We start from the raw sequence: 26,548 nt of genomic DNA, 5'->3' as shown, positions 1-26,548 counted from the left end.
CATTGATACGGGTGGCAACATCACTTGTTGTTCTTACCGTATGCTTCCCTTTTACAGTGAACGAATAACGAATTCAAAGCTCAGCTCACCATTGGAAGGAATTTGATATTCCGGATGTACCGGAGCGCCCCAGCTATCGTCACCGCCAACACCCATTTGTTTACCGGCTACCGTCACGACAGTGTAATGCACGGGTGGCAACTCATAGACATGTTGTGCATTTTCCAGTTCAAACGCTGTATATGGTGACACATTCAGTTCAACCGGCGCACCGGAAGCTTCGATTTTGAAACCATGTCCTGCATTGTCCGTCAGCTTGGCCCAGCGTACACCGGTACGGTTGCCCGACTCCTGCGGAACAAGATATGGAGCCATCGTATCTGCAACCTTGCTGCCATGGATGCCCAGACGAGCGCCAAATGCACGATCTGAATAGTTTTCCTCTGGACCCATCGCCAGCCATTCCACATTCTCATAATCCGGAGACGTTCTGAACGACAGCGCGTGAATTGGCAGGTTTGGCAATCCCTCGGTTCCTTTGTACGTGTTATGCACATGTACACTTCCATCCGCAAGCACCGTATAGATCACTTTCACCTGTACATCTGATGAGATGTTCAGTTGGTACGTGAACTCAATCCGGTATTGATCCGATTTTTGTTCATGTTTCCATTCTACAGAACGCGGCAACAGACTGGCAGCATACCATGCACCAAGCTCGAAGCCCATCGCTGTACCCTTGTCATTGTCTGTCGCTGCACGCCAGAACAATGGTGCAGGCGGGATCGCAATGGTTTCACGTCCGGAGAATTTCAGGGAAACCAGTGTTCCAAACTGCTTGGAGAACAACGCATGCGTTTGACCTACGCGAACGCCGATGTTTACGTCACCTTCAACGACCTGAATATCGCCCACAAGGTTTTTGTCCGTTGCAACAGCTGCGCCGCTACCTTCTTGTGTGAAAATGAACTGACCAAATGCTACTTCGTCACCTTTGTCAGCCCACAGCGTTGCTTCTTTCAGGACAAACGCCACGTTTACAGCATATTCGCCACCTTCAAGAGCCTTTGCATTCAAAGGAAGCTCTACTACGGTTTCACTTTCCGCAGGAACATTTACATCCAGTGTGCCGCGCAATACTTCATGTCCTTCACGCTCCAGGCTGTACACGAGTTCAAACGCTGAAGTATCTGCGAACAGATTCTGGTTCACAATCTTAACGCCATCACGACTTGGGAACAGTTTAATGTTCTGATACAGGAATTTAACTTCCTGCATTTTAGCTGTTACTTTACGATCTGCGTGCACAATCCCGTTGCCGCAGAACGAATAATCCGAAGGACGATCGCCAAAGTCTCCGCCATACGCCAGGTACTCTTTACCGTAACGGTCTTTTTTGTAAATCGATTGGTCGATGTAATCCCAGATGAAGCCACCTTGATACATCGGGTACTTGTCTTCCAGTTCGGTGTATTTATGCATACCACCAATGGAGTTACCCATCGCGTGCATATACTCACAGCTAATATATGGTTTGGTCGGATTATCGTTCAGGAATTCCTCGATGTCAGCCGGTTTTGCATACATCCGGGATTCCATGTCACTTGTGTCATTGAAACGGCGGTCGTGGAACACACCTTCGTAATGAACCATACGTGTTGGATCTGCCGATTTGAAGTATTGGGACACTTTGTAGATCACTTCACCGCCATGTGATTCGTTACCACAAGACCAGATCAGAATGGACGGATGGTTTTTGTCACGCTCTACCATAGAGATGGCACGATCCATAACAATGTCATGCCATTCGGGCTTGTCGCCAGGGATTACCCAAGATGGCTCTACTACGCCAAGCTTCTGCCAGGAGCCGTGAGTTTCCAGGTTCATCTCATCAATCACATAGAGTCCATACTCATCGCAGAGCTCATACCACAAGCTTTGGTTCGGATAATGTGATGTACGAACCGCATTCATATTGTTTTGTTTGATCGTACGTACATCCCACAGCATGTCTTCCTTCGTTACAGCACGACCACGGCGCGGATTGAACTCATGACGGTTAACCCCTTTGAATACAATACGCTTACCGTTGATATGCATCACTTTATCGATCATTTCGAATTTACGGAAACCAACAGCTTGAGGAACAACTTCCACAAGGTTGCCTGCTGCATCATATACACGGATGTACAAACGATACAGATACGGAATCTCTGCACTCCAGAGGTTTACTTTACCGATTTCTTCGCGAAGTTGTACCAGACCATCAGCCACTTCATTACCGCCAAATCTTTTGACTGTATTACCATCCTTGTCCAGAAGTTCAGCTTCGATCCGTGCCCCTGCTGCCGCTTTTCCTTCCAGTTTCAGATCCAGTTCCAACGAACCGTTTGTATAAGAAGCATCCAAATCCGTACGAACATGAACGTCACGAATGTGTGCAACTGGCACGGTATACAGATAGACATCTCTGAAAATACCGGAGAAACGCCAGAAGTCCTGATCTTCTAACCAGCTACCCGTGCTGCGTTGATACACCTCAACCGCTAATTTGTTCTCTCCATCCTGAAGGAATGGTGTCAGATCAAAGTCAGATGGCGTGAAGCTGTCTTCCCCGTATCCCACAAATTGTCCGTTAAGCCACACATAAAATGCGGATTCCACACCTTGGAATGAAATGTATACCGGGTTTGCTTCCCAGCCTGTTGGCAGATGGAATGTGCGAATGTAACTACCCACCGCGTTTTTATCCTGCGGCAGAGCTGGCGGACGGAGTTCATTCAATCCATCCCACGGATATTGCGTGTTCACATATTGAATCTGTCCGTACCCTTGTAGCTGAATATGTCCTGGCACTTCAATATCATCCCAGCCTTCGCTGGAGTACTCGGAAGAATAAAATAGTTCTGGGCGGCAATCCGGACGAATTGCATAGTTGAATTTCCATGTTCCATTCAGATCGTAACGCATTGACATTGCAGCGGAAGCCTTTGCTTCCTCCATCGTGCTGTAATAACGGTGATCGGAATAGGCATGAAGACGGTTGACCTCAAATACGCTTACGTCACCTAACCAGTTGATATCTGCCTTTGTTGCTTTCATCGGCTCTCTCTCCCTCTGCTGATCGTGTCATAATTTTTTTTCATCTATACAAAAAAGATAGAGGTACGCCTGTACAGGCGTCCTCTCTTCTTTCCTGCATTCGTCCATCTGGACGTGATACGCGGTTAATGCTTATTTTACAGAACCAACCATACCTGCAACAAAGTGTTTTTGCATAATGAAGAACACAATTGCGGTTGGCAGTGTTGCAATAACAACTGCGGTCATGATAACCCCGTAATCCGGAGCATAACCTGCGCCCAGGTTGGAGATCAGGAGCGGAATGGTTTGCTGATCCGGAGTTTGCAATACGATGAGTGGCCATAGATAGTTGTTCCAGCTACTCATGAATGTAATGATCGCTGCTGCTGCGTATGTTGTTTTCATCGTAGGCATATAAATTTTCAAGAAAATACCCAGTTCGCTCAGACCATCAATACGTCCTGCTTCCAGCAAATCTTTCGGGAACATTTTGGTGTTCTGACGGAAGAAGAAAATCAGGAACGCTGTTGTGATGGTCGGGATAATAACGGAAGCCATCGTATTAATACCGATTACCGGTGCTACACTCGAAATGGTTGCAAACATCCGATAGAGCGGAATCATAATCGCTGCAAACGGAATCATCATCGACATCAACAGGATGTTAAACACGACATCGCGGGATTTCGTACGGAACACTTCAAATCCGTAACCCGCCATGGAACCAATCAACAGAGCCAGAATCGTGGAAACGATCGAGATTATCGCTGAATTCCCCAAAGCTTGCACCAGATTCGTGGAATCAAGCAGTTTGTTAATGTTCTCAATTAGAGCAGAGCCCGGTAGCAAAGTGCCTCTAGTTACGTCTACCGATTTGTTTGTAGCACTGACGACCATCCAGAAAAATGGGAAGATGGAAATAAAAGCGACGATGGACAGGAAAACATATGTGAAAATGCGTTTTGCTCTTGATTTAGCCATTTTTATTATCACCTGCCACTTTAAACTGGATAATGGACAATATAATGATCAGAATTACGATGGAATACGACACGGTTGCTGCATAACCGAAGTCCGGTGAATATTTGAACGAAAGGTTGTAGATGTACTGTGAGATCGACATGGTCGCGTTACCCGGACCACCTTTGGTAATATTCATAATTTCATCGAAGATTTGCAATGTACCAATCGTTGATGTAATGGACGTGAAGAGAATGATCGGTTTAAGCAATGGTACAGTGATTTTGAAAAATTGAGTGAAAGCATTCGCTCCGTCAATCTTCGCTGCTTCATAGATCGATTGATCGATGTTCTGCAAGGATGACAGATAGAAAATCATATTATATCCGGTCCAACGCCAAGTAACGGCGATTATGATCGTAATTTTAGCCCAGAACGGGTCAGTAATCCATTGGATTGGAGTGCCGATAATGTGCATCCCCAGCAATGCCTGGTTCACCATACCATCCGGTGCAAACAAATATTTGAATACAACCGAGTAAGCAACAAGTGAAGTTACACAAGGCAAGAAGATTGCAGTACGGAAAAAGCTGCGGAAACGCAGTGTGCTGTCATTCAGCAATACGGAAATGAACAAACCGAGAATGATCATTAAAGGTACTTGAATGATTAAGTAAATGAATGTGTTCGATAAAGCCGTCCGGAATGTTGTATCCACGAGCAATCTTTTGTAGTTCGCGAGGCCCGAAAACTCAAGGTTGGCACCTTTGCCTGACTTGAATGATAAGAGCAGCGCTTGAATCATCGGATAGAAGTAGAATGCTACGATTCCGACAACAGCCAGCAAAACAAAAGCCCATCCAGTCAAATTATTTTTCTTTTGGAGACTGTCTCCTGTATTTATGGCTTTCACAGTATGGCTCCTCTCTCTCCATGCAACATGGTTAGAACCTACAGAGCCTCTCGCCATGTCCAGCTCGACTTGCGCCAGACAAGGGAGACGGCTCCGTTGTTTCCTAGGTTCTATAAGTTACCTTGGGATATTAGTTTAATTGTGCCTCAGCTTGTTTTTGTGCATCATTCAGAACGTCATCGATTGATTTACCGTTCAGGTATGCTTGCATTTCAACAACCAAGATATCTTCGATTGCATAAGTGTTGCTACCATAGTTTACTTTTGGAATTTCTTTAGTCCAGTTAGCGAAATCAGCGAAGATTTTTTGACCTCCGAAGAACTCGTCTGGTTTGTTGTATGCATCACCATCAACAGCCGGTGTGTACGTACCGATTGCACCGATTTTAGTCAACAATTCTTGATACAACTCTTTGTCGGATCCAAACGTTTTAGCCATGAAGTCAGCTGCTTGATCTGCACCAGGAACATCGTTCATGATATACCATGAGCTACCACCCAAGTTGGATGCGTGTACAGAATTTGCTTGACCAGCCATTTTCGGCATTGGAGCTACAGCCCATTTACCGGATTGGGAAGCTTCTTGACGAACGGATGGTGAGAACCAGTTACCTGTAGGAATTGTTGCTACAGCACCGCTGTTTGCGTTGGCAACGAATTGGCTCCAGTCGGAGTGCAATTTAACAACGTTAGCATCCATCATTTTTTTGTATGTTTCAAACGCTTCTTTTAATGCAGGGTTCTTGTTCAGGTCAGGTGTTTTACCATCTTCAGCTGTGTACCATTTGCCTGCAGTTTGGATCATCATACGGATGATACCCAGGTCGTTCGGATCAAGAGACAGAAGCTCTTTACCCGTTTTTGCTTTTACAGCTTCACCGATTTTGATGTAATCATCCCACGTGATATCTTGCAGGTCAGCAGCTTTGTAGCCTGCTTGCTCAAGCAAGTCTGTTCTGTAGTACAAACCAGCTACGCCGGAGTCAAACGGAATACCGTATTGTTTGCCTTCATAAGAAGTTGGTCCAATTTTATACTCTGCAAAATCGGATGCTTTGATTGTTGAAGACAAATCCTTGAACGCATCTGGATAAGCGCTCAGGAAGCTTTGTGCACGATAGTCTTCAATCAGAACTACGTTTGGCAGACCGCTGCTTGTTCCGGAGTTCAATCCAGTGTTCAGCTTCTGAATGATCGCATCTTGAGCATTCTCAATGATGTTGATTTTCAGATCAGGGTTTTCTTTTTGATAAATAGCTTTAGCTTGCTCCAGAGCAGCGACGTTAAATGCTTTATCCCAAGCCCAGATCGTAATTTCTTTTGCTTTCTCGCCACCACCACCGCTAGCAGCTTCTTTACCTCCACCGCCGGATGAACATGCGGACAACAGCAATACCGTTACGAGCATCAATACCCACATTTTTTTCAAAACATTCAACTCCCCTTCGACCTCTTTGTTTGTAAATTTGTTTGCGTTTTCTGAAAGCGGTTGCTTTCGATGTATTCATCTTATCATTCCCATTTCTCCATTCGTTAGTAAAAATTTTGTGCAGATTTGTCTTCTTATTGCCACAATGAAAACCTTTACAGAAAACGGTTGCACATAATTTGGATTTTTGTACTTTCTTTTGATTTTGTACTATTTTGAGCTGAAAATTTTACAACTATGCAGGCCGATCCTGATTTTCCATATGAAAAACCCCTCATCTCCGGGATCAGAAATGAAGGGTTCACGTATTTTGGGAGCTCATATCCACTTTTCAACTCGTAATGAGCGGCAGAGTTACCGTAACTCTTGTCCCTTCTCCAACGGTGCTCATAATCGTCACACCATAAGGTGAGCCATACAAAAGCTCAATTCGATCATGTACGTTTCGGATACCGATACCGCTGAACAGCTGACGATTGTTTTTCGGATTGGGCAGTGCCCCCTCCATGTTTAGTCCTTCAATTCCATCTCCATTATCCATGATCTCACAGACCAGTGATTCCCCTGCGCGCGAAACCATCACATGAATCGTGCCCGTTTCCTTTTTGATAAAACCATGGAAGAAAGCATTTTCAATAAAAGGTTGGATCACCAGCTTGGGAACATGATAGTGCGTGCAATCCGGAGCTACATAAAAAGCCGCTTTAATCCGCCCACCATAGCGCACATGATTGATGAAGACATAATTTTTCAGGTTTTCAACCTCTTGCTCCACCGTTACGGTCTGCCTGACATCGCTGATCGTATTTTGCAACAAACCAATTAATGCATTAATCGTCTCCGCAGCTCGATCTTTGTTCCCTTGCTGCACCAATACTTTGACGGAAGCCAGGGTGTTGTATAGGAAGTGAGGATTAATCTGGCTCTGCAACGCCGCAAGCTCAGCATTACGTTGCTCCTGCTGCGTCTGTACAAGCTGATCCACATAATCATGCAGTTCATCCAGCATGTAATTGTACGCATGCCCCAGTTGTCTGCTCTCATAACTTCCACTGACCGGAATGTAGTTATCAAGGTCACTTTTCGTGATGTTCGACATCTGCTTGACCAGTCTGCGTAGTGATTTTGTCATTTGGCTTGTAATCAGGAACACCAGCAACAGAGCCACAAATACAATCGCAGCGCAGATCAAGGCGACCGTTTTCATATCAATCAGCTGTCCCATCGCAGATTCCTTATCCACAATGTTCACCATGTACAAACGGTAAAACGGTAAATATTCAGATACGATGATGCTCTCCTGCCCCATGACTCGTGCCGTAATATTTTTGGGTGTCGTTTCATTGATCGTCTGGGCATAAGATAACAGTTCACGTTGCGTCGTGCCGATCCAGTCTTCCCTGTTAGAGGATACGATCTCCCCTTTTTCGTTCATAATGACGACATCATTGCCTCGACTTGTAAAATTGGCATAAAACTGACGAAATGACTCTTCTCTCATCGTGATATAAACCGTACCGTAAATCCGGTTTCTCGCTCGATCTGTCAGCGCTTTGGTCGCAGAGATCATCTGCACTGTGCCCTCTTTGGTCTGGGCCTGATAGTCATCAAAGATCAGACGGCTCGGCGACTCGGTCGCTGCCTTCGTGATCTGATCCTTTTTTAATTCTTCCGCTGTTTTCTGAATGTATGAAGGATTGGTTGAAAAACTTCGTCCATTTACACCCGCAATGGTAATGCCTACTTCATAAAACTCAATGATGGATTGAACCCGCTTCATCGTTTCACGCATACTGTAATACGATCTGGACATCGTAACCGAATTCCCGTCACCATCCGATAGAAACCCCCGAATCGCTCCACTTTGGGCCACATTGTTGGTCACCGCAGCAATGGAGTCGTTAAACGCATCAAAATTCGTTTTGATCTGGCTGAGCACCTTCGAATTGGTGATACTGAACGTTTCTGTAAACAGGTTGGTTGACATATGGATCGTTGTCCACAATATAAGTACCGAAACCAGGACAATGCTGACAACCATAACCGATATTAGCTTGGGGAATAATCCGAGGCGCGACAAGCCATTTTTCCACTTTTTCATGAAGTAATCTCATCCATTTCTATTTAAGCCCAAAATTTACGCCGATAGCGACTTGGAGATAATCCCGTGAATTTTTTGAACACTTTACAGAAGTAACTGTGATCCGAATACCCCACCATGCTGCTAATTTCCGATATCGTGACATCATCCGATCGCAGCAATTCCTCCGCTTTTTCAATGCGAATCTTGTTCAGGTATTCATTAAACCCTTCTTTCTTATGTGACGAGAAGTAGCTGGATAAATACGACGGGTTAAAATGAAAATGCTTGGCTACTTCGGACAGTCCCAAGGGCTGATCATAGTGCGCATGCATGTAATCCAGCAGCATAGTCATATTCGGATCACTTCGTTTGCCGCCTGAACCGGAAGCACATTCCTGAACCTCAGTCATGAATTGATCCAGAACCAGCATTACTTCGGTGAGGGTTGAAGCTCCGTCAACGTTTTTGAAATACGTATATTTACTCTCCTCAAGTCCGGACGATTGAACATCCATATCTGCTAACGTAATCGTAACATTGAAGATCAAGTTGCCAAGAAACGATTTGATCTCAAATACATCAGCAATATAATCTCGTCCCAGCGTTGCTGCATGATCACGCAAATATTCTCTGGCCGCCTCCACCCGATTCCGTTTCACATGCTGCAAAAACATATTAACATTGAACTGATATCCGGCAGGTTGCATAGGTGGAAGCTCACCATCAATCAGAATCGCACGATCTGTATAATAGAAGCAAAACTCAATTAACTTAATTAGCCGTTCACGATACATCTCCCCCATCTTCTCAAAGGAGCTGAATCTTTGGCTAAGTACCCACACTGGAGCGTTCTGTGAATCTCCTGCTTCATTAGCCCATAGCCTGATTTGTTCAACCATGTCTTCATCTTGATCCGGTTTCACGTTCAGAAGGATTACAGGTAATCGGCTCTCCGCTGGCAAAATGGCACATTCGATCTCTGGCATCCGCTTTCGAACCTCAGCTTCAATCTGGTCATGATCTTGATCTTTAGAACTGCGATCCGCAGGCTGAAATGCGAGTAAGCGGAAAGCTCCGAATGGAAATCTGTCCAGAATGATTGGCATTTCACTGTCTTCATCCAGCGTAAATCCGGATAACATCTTCTCCATCAGTTGACCAAGCCGCCAGCCATCATGCGAAGGCTCATATTGAAGCTCAGGTATTTTGCCAGCGGTACGTCTCAGCACTTCCAAAAGTTCATTGGTATCCAGCTTGGGCTTCAATATATAATCTGCCGCTCCGTGCTGTAATGTAGAACGAACATATTCAAATTCACTGAAACTGCTTAGAACAATGACCTCAATATGAGGATAACGCCCTTTGAGTGTGCGGACAAATGTCTCACCATCCATAACGGGCATCACAATATCGGTAATGACAATATCTGGTCTTAACAGATCTACCTGCTGCAAACCTTCTTCGCCATTGGATGCCTCACCTACAATATTAAATCCTTCTGCTTCCCAGTTCATGTGGTGCTTAATACCCTGTCTAACCAGAAATTCATCGTCAACAATCAGCACCTTGCACAACCGGTTCATGATCGCGACCCCCCTGTCTCATCTATCACTCTATATCTATATCGTTTAGCCCTCTATATGTTGGTTATTGAAGTTGTTCTTGTTAGCGGTTACATGAAAATTATAATAATCGTACATATTGTTATATCTTAAATCCTATGTTTAAGCAATAGTAACTACTTATAGTTTACACTAAAATTCGACAAAACAAGAAGTCCCAAAACGCCATTACCTACTCGGGCGTCTTGAGACTCCTTGTTCATGCTCTATTTCTTCCATCAGATTTGCGGAACCCGCCTGATATTACGGCTCTATTCCCCATTGAAGCTGATCAGCAACATATCCGGTTACTTTGGACCAGTCGGCATAAGCCGTATGGGTAGCTGCAAAGGAATAATCATCCGTTTGTGTGTAACTGGACCAATTGTCTTTGGAGAAGCGAATCTGGATTTCTGTGCTCTGTCCTGCACCCAGGGTTCCCGCAGCTGCCTTGAATCCAACTTCTAACATATGATCTGCGCCTGGCAACGCCGGAGTGATTGAACTAAACGTACCGGTAATGTTGGCATTTCCCACAGCCGCCCAATCACAGAAGAAGTTTTGAGGTTGGTTACCATTCACCGTGTAGTAATATCGAATTTTTACGTCAGACAAATTCAGTGGCGATGTACCTGTATTGGTCAGTTTGAATTTAGGGTTGATCGAACTGCCCGTAGCTGCCGTTGTACCATTGTACATCTCAATACGAATGTCCCCACTTGGGGTGATCACTGTGGTATCCTTGATCGTCAAATTCAGCGCTGCTGGATTGCCTGCACTGAACTGGAAGGTCAACACGGCAGAACCTTTAGGTAGTGTAGCCAAATAACTTTTCTGAAGCACAACCTGACCACCTGCTACAGTATAATCGATACCCGAGGCAAGTATCGTATTTCCATTACGAATGGAAGTCAGCGTATTGCCATTGAGGGTTAACATGACAGGAAGGTTAGCCTGATGAACCGGATTCAGATCAAATTGAGCTGTAACCGGGGTGATTGTCGAATTCGGTACCGTTGGTGTGCCGCCATTACCATTAACCGGATCCGCATAAAATATTCCGCGTCCATTGGTACCGAGATATGCTCTGCCATAAATGCGCGGGTCACCTGTAATTGTAGTCACGCGCGCGTATTGATGCTGATCATCGTTAATCCGCACCCAGTTCGCACCACCGTCATCCGATCTGAAGAAACCTCGGGTTCCATCGATTTGCGCAACGATGTACAAGGCGACAACACTTTGCCCTGGAGCTGCTTTACCAAAACCAACGCTGTCCGCTTCCTCTACATTGGCAAGTTTCGTAAAGGTAACTCCAGAGTCTGTTGAGTGCCACAAGCCATATGGCCCCTGCTCCTCACTTCCTCCTGCAAACCACAGTTCACCTTCTACACCTGGCACAGCATCAAGATCCGAATTGCCTTCAGCCGGAAGCCCGGAAGCCGGAGATACTGTGAATGTTGCTCCACCATTAACACTAACGTAGATCTTGCCTGCGGCAAATCCATAAAACTTGTCAGGATTGACCCGGTCGGAAATCACTTTGGCCCCCGCAGGTATACCTGTACTTGCCGTCCATGAATTCCCCCCGGCAGAGTAGAATACGCCGCGATCCGATGTGCTCCATAATAGACGGTTTCCAGTCGCCGAGATCGCAACGGTTCCGCCTCCTGTAGTACCTGACGGCTCTGCACTTGCTTTGTACCACGTTTTTCCTCCATCACTGGATAAACCAATCGATCTTGCATTGGGATCAACCATATAATCCGCTTTGCCCACACGTACCATCGTATTGGGACTAAGCTCGGCAAAATCAAGGCTTTCAGTGGAAGGGTAGTTTGGATTAGTGAACATGGTGGCTGGAGCCTGAGTCAGATCGTCATGACGGAAGCCGGCAATGTCACCCAATCCGCTCACTAAATGTGCTCCACTTGGCGGGCTAATCAGATCAATGACATTGGTTTCTTCAATGCCTTTCGCCATAACGGAAATGTTAATTTTCTTATCCTCGTCCCAGTCGGTCAGATTGTTGGTGCCGTAGATCGTTGCCCCCGTTCCATACATCAACCGATCGGAATCAAACGGATCAATCTCCAGAGCAGCAATCATCCAGCCCAGCTTCGGTGAAATTTCAGGAGGTGCAGGATTTACACCGAAGGTTAACCAAGGCGCTGCGGATATGTCCTGCGTATACCTGAATTTACGGTCAGGATATCCTTCAAAATCCCATATACGTGTCCAGGTATCCCCGCCGTCCTTGCTTCGGAACAAAATGGCATCTGGCCACCAGGAATTTAACGTTGCCACCATGATTGTGCCAGGCTCCTGAGCATCAATAGCCAAGCCGCCATAACCATAATAGTTTTCTGAATTGCTGCTTGGTAGAGGACTGATGTTTTTCCATACACCCGTGGCCGTATTCAGCTTCCAGACGTCGCCCTTGGTTCCGTCATAGGGCCCGGCACCATTGCTGTAAGTGATATACAAACTTCCATCCACGTCCATTTTTCCGTGATGTGGCAGATACCCCGTAGGTTGTCCAGCAACCGCAGTCCAGGTCAATCCTCCGTTTGTACTGCGATAGATGCTTTCACTTTTGTCGGCTACCCCAACGTAAATCGTCTGCGACGCTTGTCCAGCAGAACCACTCGTTTCATCGAAGGTGATCCAGGCCAAACCTACAATGTCACTGGTATACTCCGTAGCAGGATTCTCAACATAATTGCCCGGATTCGGAAAACTCGTTACTTCACTCCAGGTTACTCCATAATCCGTACTTTTCCATAATCCGTTACCACTACGAGCTCCGAAATACAAAATGCTGTTATCATTCGGGTCCACAGCCAGACGTTCTCCCATGGAACGTCCGGGCATATTTCCCCCTACCTTGAAGGGTAACTCCGTTTTCTGCCACGTATCTCCCCGATCTGCAGAACGGAAAATATACCCATTATCCTTTACCCACGAGTTCGTATACGTTCCTACCGCCATATACACCCGGTCTGGATCAACCGGGTCGGATGCGAGTGCATCTACCCCGTTATTGTTCCAGTCATCCCAGCCTACAAAGTCAGTGAGCGGAGTCCAGCTGCTGTCTACCGGATTCCAGCGATAAGCTCCTCCAATATCGGTTCGCGCGTAGATCAGATCCTTTTCCGATTCATTAAAGATAATACCCGGAATAAAACCTCCGCCTCCGCCAGTAACGACGTTCTTCCATTCGTAGGCCTCACTCGGCGCAGCCGCGGAAGTTCCAGCCATCCCCAGGCCACCCAGTGAAGCTGTAACAATAGCCACACTCAAACTCATCATTCGCAGCTTGCTCATCCACGTTCTCATCTCAACAACTCCTCCCTTTCGCGTTTGAACATTTTTGGCAATTCGGTCTATCCCCGCTGTCTCATCCTGCTGATGATGGCGTTTCAGACGAATCCTTACCTGTCCTTGATGAGGAAACTCACCTCCCTTCATTTATGTTAAGCGCTTACAAATGAGTGTGAAGAACTAACATAAAATGGATTATTCTTTCATAAATAACATTCGATAGAAAACGTTTTTCCCCTCTGTCGGAAGAGCCTCTTTTTTAAAAAAATTTGATACTTAGAGTTAGACACAGCAAAAAGATGCTGTTCTCACAGCACCTCGGATTCACCCATATTTTATCTGTTCAATCTGCTTAAGCTTTTTGCCCATAGACATGTGTTTCCTGCCCTTGAACACCTGGCTTAACAACAAATAGTGAACCGGCTTGCGGCGTTTCCTGCAGACGTTCTTCCTTAATTCCGATACGTGCGGTCGTGATATAGAGGTCTTCGAGGTCCGGGCCGCCAAAACAACAGGAAGTGACCTGATCTGCCGGCACTTCGATCTGCTGCAACAGTTCTGCTGTCTCCGGGTTCCAGCGGGTAATTCTTCCTCCGCCCCAGTGAGCAACCCATAACATCCCTTCAGCATCTACAGTCATGCCATCCGGGAATCCCATCTCTTCAGGAACCGAAATGATACTTGTCCGATTGGAGATCGTGCCGGAAGCCAGATCAAAATCAAAACGATCAACGGAACGTGTCGGCGTATCAATGTAATACATGAATTCACGATTCGGACTCCAGCCGAGACCGTTGGATGTGGATACTTGCTGCACCATAGTGCGCACAGGTTTTCCTTCCTCCAGGCAGTATAGCGAGCCCGCCTTATCCTCGTTGTTAAGACTCATGGTGCCAGCCCAAAAACGTCCGTATGCATCACATTTTCCATCGTTGAACCGATTGGTGGATTTATCTTGCTCCGGGTCTGCGATAGCCTGCTTCTCACCCGTAAGCAGATGATATGTATAGAATCCACTACGAAGTGCAACGATCACTTCATCGCCGCGATAGGGAATCACTGCTCCGACATGTTCACCCACGTCATATGCCTGATCCTCACCAGTCACCGGATCGTACGCATGTACCTTGAAACCTTCAATATCTACCCATAACAAACGGTTATTTTTAGCATCCCAGCTTGGACCTTCTCCCAATTGCGCTGGCGTATCTACAACTACAGTTACATGACTCATATCATCGCTCCTCCTCAGGATTTCTTATTTCCAGACCATTCAAATCCAATCGCATCCAGAAAAACCTTGCTCAGCACCATGTGACCTGTAGCATCCGGGTGTACGCGATCATGTGTGAGCACCGATGTATAAAAATGATCCCACAGCGGTGTAAATGCTGCCTGCGTATCGACAAACAACGCATCATATTCCGATGCTACCCTGCGAACCGCATCTCCGTAAATGTCCATCGTTGCCCGCATCGGATCTTCCGGGTTAGCCTCAAGATAATAGGGAGTCATCAGAACAAGTCCTTTCAGATTCGATCGGACAGATGCAACCAACTCACGTAATGTTGCCTCATACTCCTCCAGGAACACCTGTGAATCAGCCAGCGGATGATCAAACTGACGCCACACATCGTTAATACCAATCATGATCGTGAGCCAGTCCGGTTTCAAGTCAAGTACATCCTGCTGCCAGCGTTGCTTCAGATCACGAACGGTATTCCCACTATTACCCACATTCTGCACTCTCAGCATCAGTTCAGGATAAATGGAACGTAAAAGTGCATACACCTGTGCGACATACCCATGACCCAGTCCTGAACTTCCTTCACCTACAGGATGAGTTCGACCGCAATCGGTAATGGAATCTCCGATAAAAAGAAGTCTGTCATTCTTTTGCAATTTCATGGCTTTGTTCTCCTTTGCTGGATATTGAGTCGTAAGTTCACTGTCTGAACAGAATGTGTCCCGACATTACCAGCCTTGATTTTTCAGCCAAGCGAGACACAGATCAGACCATACCCGAACCGTAGCATCGTTCTCCGCCAATCCCAGGCCGTGTGAACCTTTCTCAAAGATGTGAAGGTCATATGGAATCCCATGTGCACCCAATGCCAGAGCATATCGCAAACTGTTCTCCACGGGTACAGCCTGATCATCACTCGTATGCCAAATGAAAGCTTCCGGAGCGTCTGCCTTCACCTGCCGCTCTGCACTGAACGCTTGAACCTGTTCTTCGGTTGCATCCTCGCCTAGTAAGTTGATACGAGATCCTTCATGTCCATATGACTCCATCGTGATCACGGGGTAACAAAGAATGACACGGTCTGGACGGGAACTTTCCCGTTCGATCCGATCCTCATGTTCCGGTTGTCCCTCGTCATACTGCGTACCCAAAGTGGCTGTGAGATGACCGCCTGCCGAAAAACCAAGCACTGCAATTTTGGACGGGTTAATCCCGTATTGTTCCGCATGAGCCCGTACATAACGGATTGCACGCTGCCCATCTGCCTGGGGTGCCGGATGGCGATGCGGCGCTACACGATATTTGAGCACAAAAGCACTGATGCCAGCCCGGTTTAACCATTCAGCAACGGGTACTCCCTCGTGGTCAGCGAGATGGCCGTATCCACCCCCTGGACATACAATGATAGCGCTCTTGGAACCAGGTTGAATAAAAGGAATCAAATGTGGAATTTCGTCTTCATGTCCTACGGCCCCATAAGGAGCGGCCTTTTCCCACAAAGGAATAGTCGAACTCATGATATAGCTCATCCTCTCTCGTCAGTAAGGAATCATTCCGTATAATCGTTTTCGATTCAGGGATTCGATACCATCATAACGGCAACAGGAGCAAGCATCAATACCCTTCTGCATATCTTTTTGTTCAACCTGATCCCGTTTGGGGCCTGTCTGAAAACGCTGAAGGAAGCAGATTTTGCCGAATTTTTGTTCCAAGCCAGGAAGTTTCCGGCAGGTGTGCCGGGGCACATCAAGGGGAAGTGACGCAGCAGGGGGCGAAAAGGTGGTTAAAGATGTACTTTAATCGGTTTCAATCAAGACACGCCCTAGTACAATTTACGAAACTGTTCAGGGGTAACCCCTTCAATCCGGCGAAAGGTGGCTACAAAATGACTGACATCCCGAAATCCAGCCCGTGCCGAAGTCTCCTTGATCGTAAGCTCTATACTCCCTGTCAGCATTTCTTTGGCCTTGCGTATACGCAGCAAAATGAAGTAACTATAGGCTGTTATGCCGAAGGATTGTTTAAACAGCGTGTTCAGATGTCTGGACGAAATACCGGTAATCGAAGCCATCTGCTCTAGCCCAATTTCCGGATCACCGTAATGCTGCTCCATAAACGCAAGAAGCGGAGCAAGTCTTGTTACGGCATGTGATATGGAGGAGCGATTGCCGGTCATTCCGTGTTTTTTGAGCAAAATCAAAAAACGGTACATGTCCGCTGAGGCTTCCAGGCCGGATAAATCCTGGTCACTCCCCATCGAATCTAACACATGCTGAGCGTAATCGTTTAGTGGACTATCGGAATCCCACTGGTGAAAATTGCCCTCGCTTAAACCGAGCGAATCTACAATGGCAGCACACTGGGAACCACCAAATGTGATATAGATCGTCTCCCACTCCCCTTGAACACGCGCATATTCATGCGGCAGGTTTGGCGGAAGCAAAATGCCAGAAGTTTCACCCAGAATGGCCGAGGCTCCTGACAGCTTGAACTCTCCCGCCCCTTTGACCGTTTGCAGCCAGTGATAACAAGGATAACCTGCAGGTCGGAAGACCTTTTCCTGATTGCCGTTGTATCCGATGCTCTCAATATATAGTGGAAGCGGCTGGTCCCGCGATGTCATAAAAAAACGTTGATGTCCGGGTGAGATAAGCATGATAACCTCCTCATATCCAATCAAATGGAGTTCCATATTCTTATATAGATCATTACTTTTATTATATTTCAAAAGTCATATGTATCATATAGTATAGGATTATTCTTATACAAGAGGTGAACACGTTGATTAGTAGCAAACTACCCAAAATGTTCTATGGAGGCGATTACAACCCTGAACAATGGGATCACGAGACCCACCTGGAAGACCTGCGTATGTTTAAGCTGTCCGGCATTGATATGGCCACCATTAACGTTTTTTCCTGGGCACTAATTCAGCCTGACGAGGTGACGTATAACTTTGAATATCTGGATCAATTGATTGATCGTTTGTATGAAAACGGAGTGTATATCTGCCTTGCCACAAGTACCGCTGCTCATCCAGCCTGGATGGCCAAAAATTATCCCGATGTCCTGCGCGTGGATACAGACGGACGCAAACGGAAATTCGGCGGACGACATAACTCCTGCCCGAACAGTCCGACCTACCGCAAGTACTCCCAGATCATCGCAGACAAACTCGCAGAGCGATACAAAGATCATCCCGCTGTCCTTGTCTGGCATATTTCCAATGAGTATGGGGGCGAATGTTATTGTGAAAACTGCGAGAAAGCATTCCGTGTATATCTGAAAAAACGGTATAAAACCATTGATCAGGTCAACAAAGCCTGGAACACGAATTTTTGGGGCCATACATTCTATGATTGGGACGAAATTGTGCTTCCAAGTAACCTGAGTGAACATTGGGGCCACAACAGTTCGTCTTTCCAAGGGATCTCGCTGGACTATTCCCGCTTCAACTCGGACAGCATGTTGGAATGTTATCTGCTGGAATATGATGCGATCAAAAAACATATTCCCGATTCAGTCGTAACAACCAATCTAATGGGCTTTTACAAACAGATTGACTATTTCAAATGGGCGAAGTACATGGATATCGTCTCCTGGGACAGCTATCCCGGTCTTGCCACTCCGATCAGCTATACAGCCATGGCTCATGATCTTATGCGTGGGCTCAAAGACGGTCAAACGTTTATGCTGATGGAGCAAACACCAAGTCAGCAGAACTGGCAGCCTTATAACTCACTCAAACGCCCTGGTGTCATGCGGCTGTGGAGTTATCAGTCCATCGCACATGGCGCGGATACCGTGATGTTCTTCCAGCTCCGCCGTTCAATCGGTGCATGCGAGAAATATCATGGTGCCGTCATCGAACATGCGGGACATGAACATACACGGGTGTTCCGAGAGGTCGCGCAGCTTGGTCAGGAGTTGCAACGTTTGGGTGACACCACACTTGATGCCAGAGTGCAGTCCAAAGTAGCGATTGTATTCGACTGGGATAACTGGTGGGCTATCGAAAAATCAAGCGGACCGACCGTGGCTCTGAAATATGTCGATCAAATTCACAAATATTATGCGGCTTTCTTCCACAGAAACATTCAAGTGGACATCGTCAGTGTAGATACCGATATCAGCGCATACGCTCTGGTTCTTGCCCCTGTTCTTTACATGGTCAAACCGGGCTTTGCGGCAAAATTGGAGCAGTTTGTGGCGGCTGGCGGCACCTTTCTGACCACGTTCTTCAGCGGAATCGTCAATGAACATGATCTCGTGACCACTGGCGGTTATCCGGGTGAGCTTCGCAATCTGCTTGGCATCTGGGTGGAAGAATTGGATGCCCTGCTGCCGGAACAGAAAAACAGTATCGTTCTAAAGGAAACGCTTGGCTCACTCGAAGGCGTATACGAGTGCGGTATGTTATGTGACCTCCTGCACAGTGAAGGTGCCGAAGTGATTGCCGAGTACGGTGAAGACTTCTATCAAGGCATGCCTGCACTTACACGCAATACCTTTGGTCAAGGAGAAGCCTGGTACATCGCCTCCGATCCGGATGACATTTTCCTGGACGGTTTACTTGCAGATCTTGCCTCGTCCAAAAATATAAAACCGTTGCTGGAAACCCCGCAGGGCGTGGAAGTAAATGCGCGAACCAAAGACGGAGTAACCTATCTGTTCGTTATGAATCACAATGCTTCCACACAATCTTATGACCTGGGTGATACAGTTGTTCGTGAATTGTTAACGGGTCAGGAAGTTAAAGGAAATATTAAAATCGAAGCTCGCGGAGTACAGATCTTTGCATGCACCACGTAGCGTTATGTTCAAAGCCGTAGCACATTACTGCTTAAAGGCTATGAGCCTAAACAAGGCATCTATCCGGCTGTCTGCTGCAAGCAGAGCGGGATGGATGCCTTGTTTTATTTTTGCAGGATGCCTTGTTTACTTTTGCAAATAGATACGTCTGCTTAGAGAATTACTCCGTCTTTGAAAATAGCGATCTCACGGAAACCATGCTGCTCACTAAGTGTCTGCGCACGTCCTGAAGCAATATCAATGATCTGACTGAATAATTGCTCTTTAACCTGATCCATCGTTTGTCCTTCAAGCAACTGACCTGCGTTAAAGTCAATCCAGTGCTTTTTACGATTCGCCAGATCGGATTGTGTAGCAATTTTGACGGTAGGAACCGGACCGCCAAACGGTGTACCACGCCCGGTTGTAAATAGTACGATATGTGCTCCTGCCGCAGATAAGGCCGAAACGGAAACCAGATCATTACCCGGCGCCTCTACAATGTTCAGACCCGTCTTGGTTACTCGTTTACCGTAGCGCAGCACATCAACAACGGAGGAACGTCCTCCCTTTTGGGTACATCCGAGTGATTTCTCTTCGAGTGTTGTAATTCCGCCAGCCTTATTGCCCGGTGAAGGATTTTCATAGATGTTTTGACCATGGTTCACGAAATATTGCTTGAAACCATTCACCAGATCCACCAGATCGTTAAATACCTGCTCATCTGCTGCCCGGTTCATCAAGATCGTTTCCGCACCAAACATCTCCGGAACCTCTGTCAGAATCGCTGTTCCACCCGCAGCAACGAGCAGATCGGCAACAGCCCCTACAAGCGGATTCGCTGTAATGCCTGACAAGCCATCTGACCCCCCGCATTTCAAGCCAATTTTCAGTTTGCTCAGCGGCAGCGGCTGACGTTTCTCTTGCTCCGCAACCTCAACCAGTTCTTCCATTAAACGCAGTCCCTCTTCCAACTCGTCGTCAGTCTCCTGCGCTTTGAGAAAACGTACCTTCTCCCGATATTCCGGTGCAATGCACTCACGGAACTCATCCACCTGGTTATTCTCACAGCCCAGACCAATCACCAGTACACCACCGGCGTTTGGATGCTCCACGAGCGAAGCGAGCAGCTGCTGTGTATACTTCAGATCATCTCCGAGTTGTGAACAACCGAAAGGATGCGGGAAATGATACACCCCGTCAACACGGCTGCCAAACTGCGATTGTCCCATACGAGCAAGGGCTTCACACACCTTGTTAATACATCCGACTGTATTGACAATCCAGATTTCATTCCGGATTCCCGCTTCCCCATTCGGACGCAAATAACCATCAAAAGAACGCAGATGTTCAGGGGGCATGTCTACAGGCAAGGAACTTCCGGGCTGATATTCATATTCCAGCAGTCCATGCAGACCTGTCTTCAAGTTATGACTGTGTATCCAACTTCCTTGTGCAATAGGTTCTTGCGCGATACCGATGGAAAAGCCGTATTTCATTACATCCGTTCCCTGCGCAAGATCATGCACCGCTATTTTATGTCCTTTAGGCACATCATCCACCAGGGTGAACGATGCCCCGTCCGGCAGATCAATACGCTCTCCCTTGACATAATCTCGAAGTGCTATAATGACATCATCCTGAGGCTGGATCGCAATCCAGTCACTCACTGTTTTGGTTGTACTCATTTTCTTTCACCTTCCAGTCTACCGATTTCATGTACGAGCACTTCTCGCAATCCTTCTTTTGCATTCAGGTTTTCTCCCCAGATCACTTCATTGGAAAGCACCGCAGCAACTCTTTTGTCCAGCTCAACAGTTCCACTAGTCAAGTGATCGTAGCCATCCCAATGAGCCGCCAAAGCTGCCAGTACATCCGGATCATCTCTTAATGAAATAGATTCCCCGTTTAGAAGTTCTGCCGTATAACCATCCTGCGTCTGCACTGGACGATATAAATATAGAAATCCTGCAAAACCTTGAATTAACCGCTCAGGCCAGCTTCCCTGACTTTGTTCATAGGCCAGGAGGGTCGGCAGTACACGAACCTTGAATTTGCCAGCTGTATTCAGTGCAATATCCTGCAGCTTGTGATCAATATATGGATTCAGGAAACGCTCGAATACTTCTTCCGCATATTGCTCCAGTCCAAGCTCAGGCATGTCGAGCGCAGGCACAATCTCTTCAAGCACTGCTTGCCTGATCCACGAACTAAACTGCGGGTCTTCCATCGTTTCTCTTACATGTTGTTTACCGCGAAGCAAACCCAGAGAAGACATCAATGTGTGTGAACCGTTCAGGATTCGCACCTTCCGCAGCTGATAGGGTTTCAAATCTTTTACCCAGTGCACATTGAGTCCTGCTTGTTTCAATGGAAGACGCTTGTCCAGTGACTCCTCGCCTTGGATCGCCCAGAAATGATAAGGCTCTGCCGTATTGATCAGTTGATCCTCGTAACCCCAGCGCTCTGTAAGTGCATCTGCCTCTTCCTGTGTCGGCGCACCCGTCACAATCCGGTCCACCAGATTATTCAGGAACAGATTATGATGTTCGATCCAGGACCGGAAGCTGCCTGAGAATCCGAAATCTTCACTATGACGGAGCACGCATTCTCGCAGAACATCACCATTACCCTCCAGCAGCTCACATGGCAGATGAACGAGTCCTCTGGATGGATCTCCACCGAAACGTACATATCGCTGGTGCAGGAACACGGTCAGTTTACCTGGAAAAGATTGAACCGGTTCCCCTGGAATATAGTCTGATTGTATATATTTCAATCCGGATTCTGTCGTATTTGAGATTACAAATTCAAGCGATGGCAGTTCTGCAAGCTCCAGAAACGTCTGCCACTCCTCGTACGGATTAATAAATTGAGAGAAAACCGAAACCATTTCTGTACGTTCCACACGTTTGCCTTCAGACAGCCCACGCGTAATCATCGTATATAGTCCGTCCTGATCACGAATCTGCTCCAGCTTGGCCTTGCCTCCAGGCCGAGGCTGCGTCACGGCCACTGAGCCATGGAACTTGCCTTGCCGAGCACTCTCATGGAGCATCCAGTCTGCGAATCCTCGTAAAAAATTGCCTTCCCCGATCTGCAGAACTTTGACGGGACGTTCAATCATTTCTTTGCATTTGCGCTGACTATCATTGCCAAGCAGATGCATCTTCAATCTTGGCCGCTTTGTGCTTGCAGACATGGACACTCACCTCACCGATTATTTGCGAACTCAGAATGCGAACATCAAAAGCTGGCATCCTTTTATTGTAAACGCTTTAAATTCATTGTATCATCAATAAAAGGAAATAAAATTGCTTATATTGCGTTAAATATACTGTTTTATGATCAGAATTGTCATCTTACCAGAGACATTTGTCTCCAAAGGAGTCCATATGGAACATTTCCCAGTACGCACCACCATCCAGACGGAGTCGGGCATACCGTTTCGTCTTGTCTATAGTGATACGAAATCTCCGCAAAATGAATTGCCTGACCATCTGCATGACTGGCATGAAATTATCTATGTCTATCGGGGACAAGGCAGTATTTTTATCGATACAGTTCTCGAAGATATGCAGGAGGGAGATTTATTTCTTATTCCTGGCAGTACCGTGCACCGCGCTTTGCCGGATGCGGGCAATCCGGTTACCTCGTCAGCACTGTTCTTCAGTCCCGGTCTGCTGGCCTCCACTGCTGGAGGCGTGTCCTCATCCTTGCTACACCCATTCGAACGCTGCCGCAAACGGCGAGTATACAAAAGACATCTGGGCCAGACCGAGCGGGCACAAGTATCAGCCATGATCGACGATATTCATACGGAGTTCCGTTCCGATCATCATCTGGGCTCTCACGCCGCACTGCTCCGCCTGCAGCTTTTGCTGATATTTCTGGAACGACTCGAATCAGCTTCCGGACCAGCTCATACGACAACGTCACTGCCTGCTCCATCATGGTTGTCCTCCATCCTGTCTGACATTGATCATAAACTGCGAAGCGGGTTATCTTTACCTGACCTCGCACAACAGGCTGCGGTGTCACCTGCACATTTTAGCCGGGCTTTCAAACGTTACACAGGGATGACTTTAACGGATTATGTTTTGGCTCGCAGAGTTATTATGGCGAAAGAACATCTCGTTCAAGGGGATGAAACGATGGCTGCTGTCGCAGACGCTTGCGGCTTCGATAGCCTTCCCCATTTTTACAGACAGTTCAAGAAACTGACAGGCACCACACCAGCTGCTTACCGTAGAACGATGGTCCGTAATAGTTAATAATTGGTTAAAATGAACATTCAGGGGAGATTCACTCTCTCCACATCATTATGATTCAACGTATCATCTCGTGTCGGTGAATAGGTTCTATTACCTATGCGGGCACATATTCTCAATCATATACACACATATCCATGTACACACACATATTCTTTCTATCATATACACACACATATTCTTCCAAAGGGGGATATGGTATGATATTCAAGGCGTGCATACGCGATTAAAATGTAACTGGAGTTGAATCTGTGATTATTAAATTTCTGATTTTTGGTCTGCTTTGGCAGATCATTGGCAATCCATTCCTTGCCATTCTGATTTTGCTCGTCATTCTGTACTTTCTGGATCGTCGCTTTGTTGGTGTATTTCCCAGCTTCACCAAACCCCTCAAACGTATGCGTAACATGTCCCGGCTGAAACAACAGCTGGCGCTGAACCCTAACGAAGTATCCTCCAAGCTGGAGCTGGCCAGACTGCTCATCGAACGCAAACGTTACAGTGAAGCATACGCCCTTTTACTTGAACTGGAACGTCCTTACGAACAATCTGCGGATTACTGGGAAGCTCTAGGCACAACCGAATTGTATCTAGGCAAAATCCCGGATGGTGAACGTCATATTTTACATGCACTTGAGATTAATCCGAGAGTCAAGTATGGACAGCCTTATCTAACTCTTGCTACAGCCTTCAAGGACACCGATCGCGACAAAGCACTTCATTACGTACAGCAGTTCCAAGAGATTCATTCCTCCTCCAGTGAGGCCTTTTATCTGCTTGGCTCTGTATATCGTTCATTAGGGCGTAACGATGATGCCAAACAGGCTTATGATCAATCCCTGAATGTGTATCGTTCCTTGCCAAAGTATAAAAAACGTCAGGAACGACGTTGGGCTGTCCGCAGCTGGTTCCGCAAACGGGCGCTATAAGTTTATATCTTGACACTATATTTCTATCCTATAAAAATATAAAAAGAGCACGAGCCTCTGTTTCCCAACCGAAAGCAAAGACTCGTGCTCTTTATTTACAATTTACAATATACATGTTATTCCGTTAACAGTCTGCGTAATAACTCCTCGTTCATACGCATCCAATCGATGCGCTGTTTCAGCTTCACAATCTGCTCTATAGCCACTTCCGGCTCATCTGTTCCTTCCAGCATTCGGCTGATAAAATGCATTACCACGTCCAGACTCCGCAGCAAGATTAACTGCGGGATCGCTTTCAGCTCGTCAGCGTTCAGTTCAACATTTTCCCTAAATCCCCGAATCAGATTAGCTTGCGCTTGCCACATCCACTCTTCACTCTTGTCCATCGTCAGCATGTCAGACATTGGAACAGCCAGCTCCATCACCCGCAAATCCCAGGTTACGAACTCAAAATCAAGAATCGCACTCACATTGCCTTCCTGATCCACCAGTACATTGGATGCGTTCACATCACCATGCACGAGCTGATGCGGAAGCTGCTCCATTCCGCGCAGTACTTCGAACAAACCTGGCAGTTCATGTTGCAGCTGTCTTAACTCCTCGGCACATGCTGCAAGCGTCTCTGGCGGAGAAGCACAGAACTCTAGCAAACGGGCTGAAGTACAGAGCGGATAAGCGTCTTCAATCCGGTAATACGCCGGATAAACAGGCTCAAGTTCCAATTCAAGCTTGGCCAGCGCGGATGACAACTGACCTGCGGCCTGCCCTAACGGGAGCAACTGGCCCGGAGAATCCCATACGGGATTGACACCTTCCAGGTAACGAAACAGAGTCACGATTTTAGAAGCTCCTGTGAAACGATCCCGGATGATTTGATAAGTTTCATTAGAGCATGAGCTGACAGGTTTCGGCGAATTCAGTGCAAAATCTGTCTCGGACAGGGCCATAAGCACGCCATGTTCAAAGGCTATTTTCGCTTGATCATTATGTGTTTCGTATTGTCTCAATACATAATTTGCATCCCTTGTGTGCAGCACAAAGGTAGAGTTATTCATACCGCCTTGATTACGCTCACCTTGCCACTCCGATGTGAAGCCGTATAAGGCTAACACTTCCGAGATCAGTTGCTGTTCAGCTGGAAGAAGAGATTGTTTTTGCTTGTTAGACACCGGTTTTAACTCCTCTATTACGATGATTTAAATGAACCCTTTCATCATATCGGAAGTCGCATGACAGGTCTAGCCTTCTTCAGCCTTCAAGCAAAAGGAACATAACCTGTTCGATTCAACTGGTCTGCGATAACCCGATATCCTCTTGCATTCGGATGCACTCTATCCCAGAACAACAACTCCCGTTCCCGTCCTTCAAACTTATCGTAAACCTGTGCACATGCATAGTTACCTGATCCTGCACCATTCAGATAGGTGTTGTACTGCCGCACCCAGTATGCTGCCTCGGTCGATTGTGGATATGGGTTGTACAAACCGATAGAACGCACAATGTATTTGTTATCCCCTTTTAACTGGCGAATTTGTCTCATGACCTGGGATACGTGATTACGCGTTTCACCCAGCACCTGCGTCATTTTCCCTGCGCTTGGCATACCTCCGCTGGCTTTGAATGTACGGATCAGGTCGTTGCCGCCAATGGATATCGTGATAATATCTGCTTCACGTAGTGCCTGGCGCACCCGGGGATGTCCGTTAATCATCTGCTGCAGTTCTCCAGATGTTAATCCGTTCACCCCTAAATTCTCCATAGATACGAACGTACGAAGGTTCATTTCAGCCATACGGCGATAGATTGGAACAAATCCGGTTCCGAGCAACGCTCCTGTACCTACCGTCAACGAATCTCCTACTGCCACATAACGATATACCATCCCGCCGCCCCTCTCTCTGCTGATCTCCCTGATCA

Annotated in this window: 18 protein-coding genes; 3 read left to right on the top strand and 15 right to left on the bottom strand. The window is 46.8% G+C overall.

The window, feature by feature from the left end; translation table 11 throughout:
* Positions 1–51: 51 nt before the first annotated feature.
* From ACUTVW_RS05490 to ACUTVW_RS05440, 11 genes are all read right to left on the bottom strand, one after another.
* The gene (locus ACUTVW_RS05490) at positions 52–3,102 is read right to left on the bottom strand and encodes a glycoside hydrolase family 2 TIM barrel-domain containing protein (RefSeq protein WP_445644831.1); all 3,051 of its coding nucleotides are present in this window, start codon (positions 3,100–3,102) and stop codon (positions 52–54) included.
* A 132-nt stretch (positions 3,103–3,234) separates the two neighbouring features.
* The gene (locus tag ACUTVW_RS05485) at positions 3,235–4,065 is read right to left on the bottom strand and encodes a carbohydrate ABC transporter permease (protein ID WP_445644830.1); all 831 of its coding nucleotides are present in this window, start codon (positions 4,063–4,065) and stop codon (positions 3,235–3,237) included.
* Complete coding sequence (locus ACUTVW_RS05480) at positions 4,058–4,957, bottom strand: carbohydrate ABC transporter permease (protein ID WP_221790616.1); 900 nt, start codon at positions 4,955–4,957, stop codon at positions 4,058–4,060. The genes ACUTVW_RS05485 and ACUTVW_RS05480 overlap by 8 nt, the downstream gene beginning before the upstream one ends.
* Positions 4,958–5,087: 130 nt before the next feature.
* The gene (locus ACUTVW_RS05475; protein WP_445644829.1) at positions 5,088–6,386 is read right to left on the bottom strand and encodes an extracellular solute-binding protein; all 1,299 of its coding nucleotides are present in this window, start codon (positions 6,384–6,386) and stop codon (positions 5,088–5,090) included.
* 331 nt (positions 6,387–6,717) lie between these two features.
* Positions 6,718–8,487, bottom strand: coding sequence for a cache domain-containing sensor histidine kinase (locus ACUTVW_RS05470; RefSeq protein WP_445644828.1), 1,770 nt, complete (start codon positions 8,485–8,487; stop codon positions 6,718–6,720).
* Positions 8,488–8,510: 23 nt separating this feature from the next.
* Positions 8,511–10,052, bottom strand: coding sequence for a response regulator transcription factor (locus ACUTVW_RS05465; RefSeq protein WP_445644827.1), 1,542 nt, complete (start codon positions 10,050–10,052; stop codon positions 8,511–8,513).
* Positions 10,053–10,334: 282 nt separating this feature from the next.
* Positions 10,335–13,409 (bottom strand): X2-like carbohydrate binding domain-containing protein, encoded by a 3,075-nt coding sequence (locus tag ACUTVW_RS05460; RefSeq protein WP_445644826.1) that lies wholly within the window; start codon positions 13,407–13,409, stop codon positions 10,335–10,337.
* A gap of 337 nt (positions 13,410–13,746) precedes the next feature.
* On the bottom strand, positions 13,747–14,628 hold the full coding sequence (locus ACUTVW_RS05455; protein ID WP_445644825.1) for an SMP-30/gluconolactonase/LRE family protein: 882 nt from the start codon (positions 14,626–14,628) through the stop codon (positions 13,747–13,749).
* Positions 14,629–14,642: 14 nt separating this feature from the next.
* On the bottom strand, positions 14,643–15,302 hold the full coding sequence (locus ACUTVW_RS05450; protein ID WP_445644824.1) for an SGNH/GDSL hydrolase family protein: 660 nt from the start codon (positions 15,300–15,302) through the stop codon (positions 14,643–14,645).
* A gap of 66 nt (positions 15,303–15,368) precedes the next feature.
* Complete coding sequence (locus ACUTVW_RS05445; protein WP_445644823.1) at positions 15,369–16,157, bottom strand: alpha/beta hydrolase; 789 nt, start codon at positions 16,155–16,157, stop codon at positions 15,369–15,371.
* Positions 16,158–16,462: 305 nt separating this feature from the next.
* Entirely contained in the window at positions 16,463–17,296 is an 834-nt protein-coding gene (locus ACUTVW_RS05440; protein ID WP_445644822.1) for a helix-turn-helix domain-containing protein, read from the bottom strand.
* A gap of 125 nt (positions 17,297–17,421) precedes the next feature.
* Here ACUTVW_RS05440 and ACUTVW_RS05435 point away from each other — a divergent pair, with 125 nt between their 5' ends.
* Entirely contained in the window at positions 17,422–19,452 is a 2,031-nt protein-coding gene (locus ACUTVW_RS05435; RefSeq protein WP_445644821.1) for a beta-galactosidase, read from the top strand.
* A gap of 152 nt (positions 19,453–19,604) precedes the next feature.
* On the opposite strand, the gene ACUTVW_RS05430 is transcribed toward ACUTVW_RS05435, so the two are convergent.
* The gene (locus ACUTVW_RS05430) at positions 19,605–21,119 is read right to left on the bottom strand and encodes a UxaA family hydrolase (RefSeq protein ID WP_445644820.1); all 1,515 of its coding nucleotides are present in this window, start codon (positions 21,117–21,119) and stop codon (positions 19,605–19,607) included.
* Positions 21,116–22,633, bottom strand: coding sequence for a tagaturonate reductase (locus tag ACUTVW_RS05425; RefSeq protein WP_445644819.1), 1,518 nt, complete (start codon positions 22,631–22,633; stop codon positions 21,116–21,118). Before ACUTVW_RS05425 ends, ACUTVW_RS05430 begins: the two co-directional genes overlap by 4 nt.
* Positions 22,634–22,826: 193 nt before the next feature.
* Here ACUTVW_RS05425 and ACUTVW_RS05420 point away from each other — a divergent pair, with 193 nt between their 5' ends.
* Both ACUTVW_RS05420 and ACUTVW_RS05415 read left to right on the top strand, forming a co-directional pair.
* Positions 22,827–23,705, top strand: coding sequence for an AraC family transcriptional regulator (locus tag ACUTVW_RS05420; protein ID WP_445644818.1), 879 nt, complete (start codon positions 22,827–22,829; stop codon positions 23,703–23,705).
* 248 nt (positions 23,706–23,953) lie between these two features.
* Positions 23,954–24,631, top strand: coding sequence for a tetratricopeptide repeat protein (locus ACUTVW_RS05415; RefSeq protein ID WP_445644817.1), 678 nt, complete (start codon positions 23,954–23,956; stop codon positions 24,629–24,631).
* 116 nt (positions 24,632–24,747) lie between these two features.
* On the opposite strand, the gene ACUTVW_RS05410 is transcribed toward ACUTVW_RS05415, so the two are convergent.
* On the bottom strand, positions 24,748–25,800 hold the full coding sequence (locus ACUTVW_RS05410; RefSeq protein WP_445644816.1) for a phosphotransferase: 1,053 nt from the start codon (positions 25,798–25,800) through the stop codon (positions 24,748–24,750).
* An 86-nt stretch (positions 25,801–25,886) separates the two neighbouring features.
* Positions 25,887–26,513 carry a GDSL-type esterase/lipase family protein gene (locus ACUTVW_RS05405; protein WP_445644815.1) on the bottom strand — a complete coding sequence of 209 codons (627 nt, stop codon included), beginning with the start codon at positions 26,511–26,513 and terminating at the stop codon, positions 25,887–25,889.
* Positions 26,514–26,548 lie beyond the last annotated feature (35 nt).

It is taken from the genome of Paenibacillus sp. TSA_86.1, from assembly GCF_052691815.1.
This window is presented reverse-complemented; position numbering and strand designations above follow the sequence as displayed.

What these genes read in the sequence shown, in the direction of transcription:
- ACUTVW_RS05490 (WP_445644831.1), bottom strand. Translation starts at nt 3,102, where the DNA reads ATGAAAGCAACAAAGGCAGATATCAACTGGTTAGGTGACGTAAGCGTA.
- ACUTVW_RS05485 (WP_445644830.1), bottom strand. Translation starts at nt 4,065, where the DNA reads ATGGCTAAATCAAGAGCAAAACGCATTTTCACATATGTTTTCCTGTCC.
- ACUTVW_RS05470 (WP_445644828.1), bottom strand. Translation starts at nt 8,487, where the DNA reads ATGAAAAAGTGGAAAAATGGCTTGTCGCGCCTCGGATTATTCCCCAAG.
- ACUTVW_RS05465 (WP_445644827.1), bottom strand. Translation starts at nt 10,052, where the DNA reads ATGAACCGGTTGTGCAAGGTGCTGATTGTTGACGATGAATTTCTGGTT.
- ACUTVW_RS05460 (WP_445644826.1), bottom strand. Translation starts at nt 13,409, where the DNA reads ATGAGAACGTGGATGAGCAAGCTGCGAATGATGAGTTTGAGTGTGGCT.
- ACUTVW_RS05455 (WP_445644825.1), bottom strand. Translation starts at nt 14,628, where the DNA reads ATGAGTCATGTAACTGTAGTTGTAGATACGCCAGCGCAATTGGGAGAA.
- ACUTVW_RS05450 (WP_445644824.1), bottom strand. Translation starts at nt 15,302, where the DNA reads ATGAAATTGCAAAAGAATGACAGACTTCTTTTTATCGGAGATTCCATT.
- ACUTVW_RS05445 (WP_445644823.1), bottom strand. Translation starts at nt 16,157, where the DNA reads ATGAGTTCGACTATTCCTTTGTGGGAAAAGGCCGCTCCTTATGGGGCC.
- ACUTVW_RS05440 (WP_445644822.1), bottom strand. Translation starts at nt 17,296, where the DNA reads ATGCTTATCTCACCCGGACATCAACGTTTTTTTATGACATCGCGGGAC.
- ACUTVW_RS05430 (WP_445644820.1), bottom strand. Translation starts at nt 21,119, where the DNA reads ATGAGTACAACCAAAACAGTGAGTGACTGGATTGCGATCCAGCCTCAG.
- ACUTVW_RS05425 (WP_445644819.1), bottom strand. Translation starts at nt 22,633, where the DNA reads ATGTCTGCAAGCACAAAGCGGCCAAGATTGAAGATGCATCTGCTTGGC.
- ACUTVW_RS05420 (WP_445644818.1), top strand. Translation starts at nt 22,827, where the DNA reads ATGGAACATTTCCCAGTACGCACCACCATCCAGACGGAGTCGGGCATA.
- ACUTVW_RS05405 (WP_445644815.1), bottom strand. Translation starts at nt 26,513, where the DNA reads ATGGTATATCGTTATGTGGCAGTAGGAGATTCGTTGACGGTAGGTACA.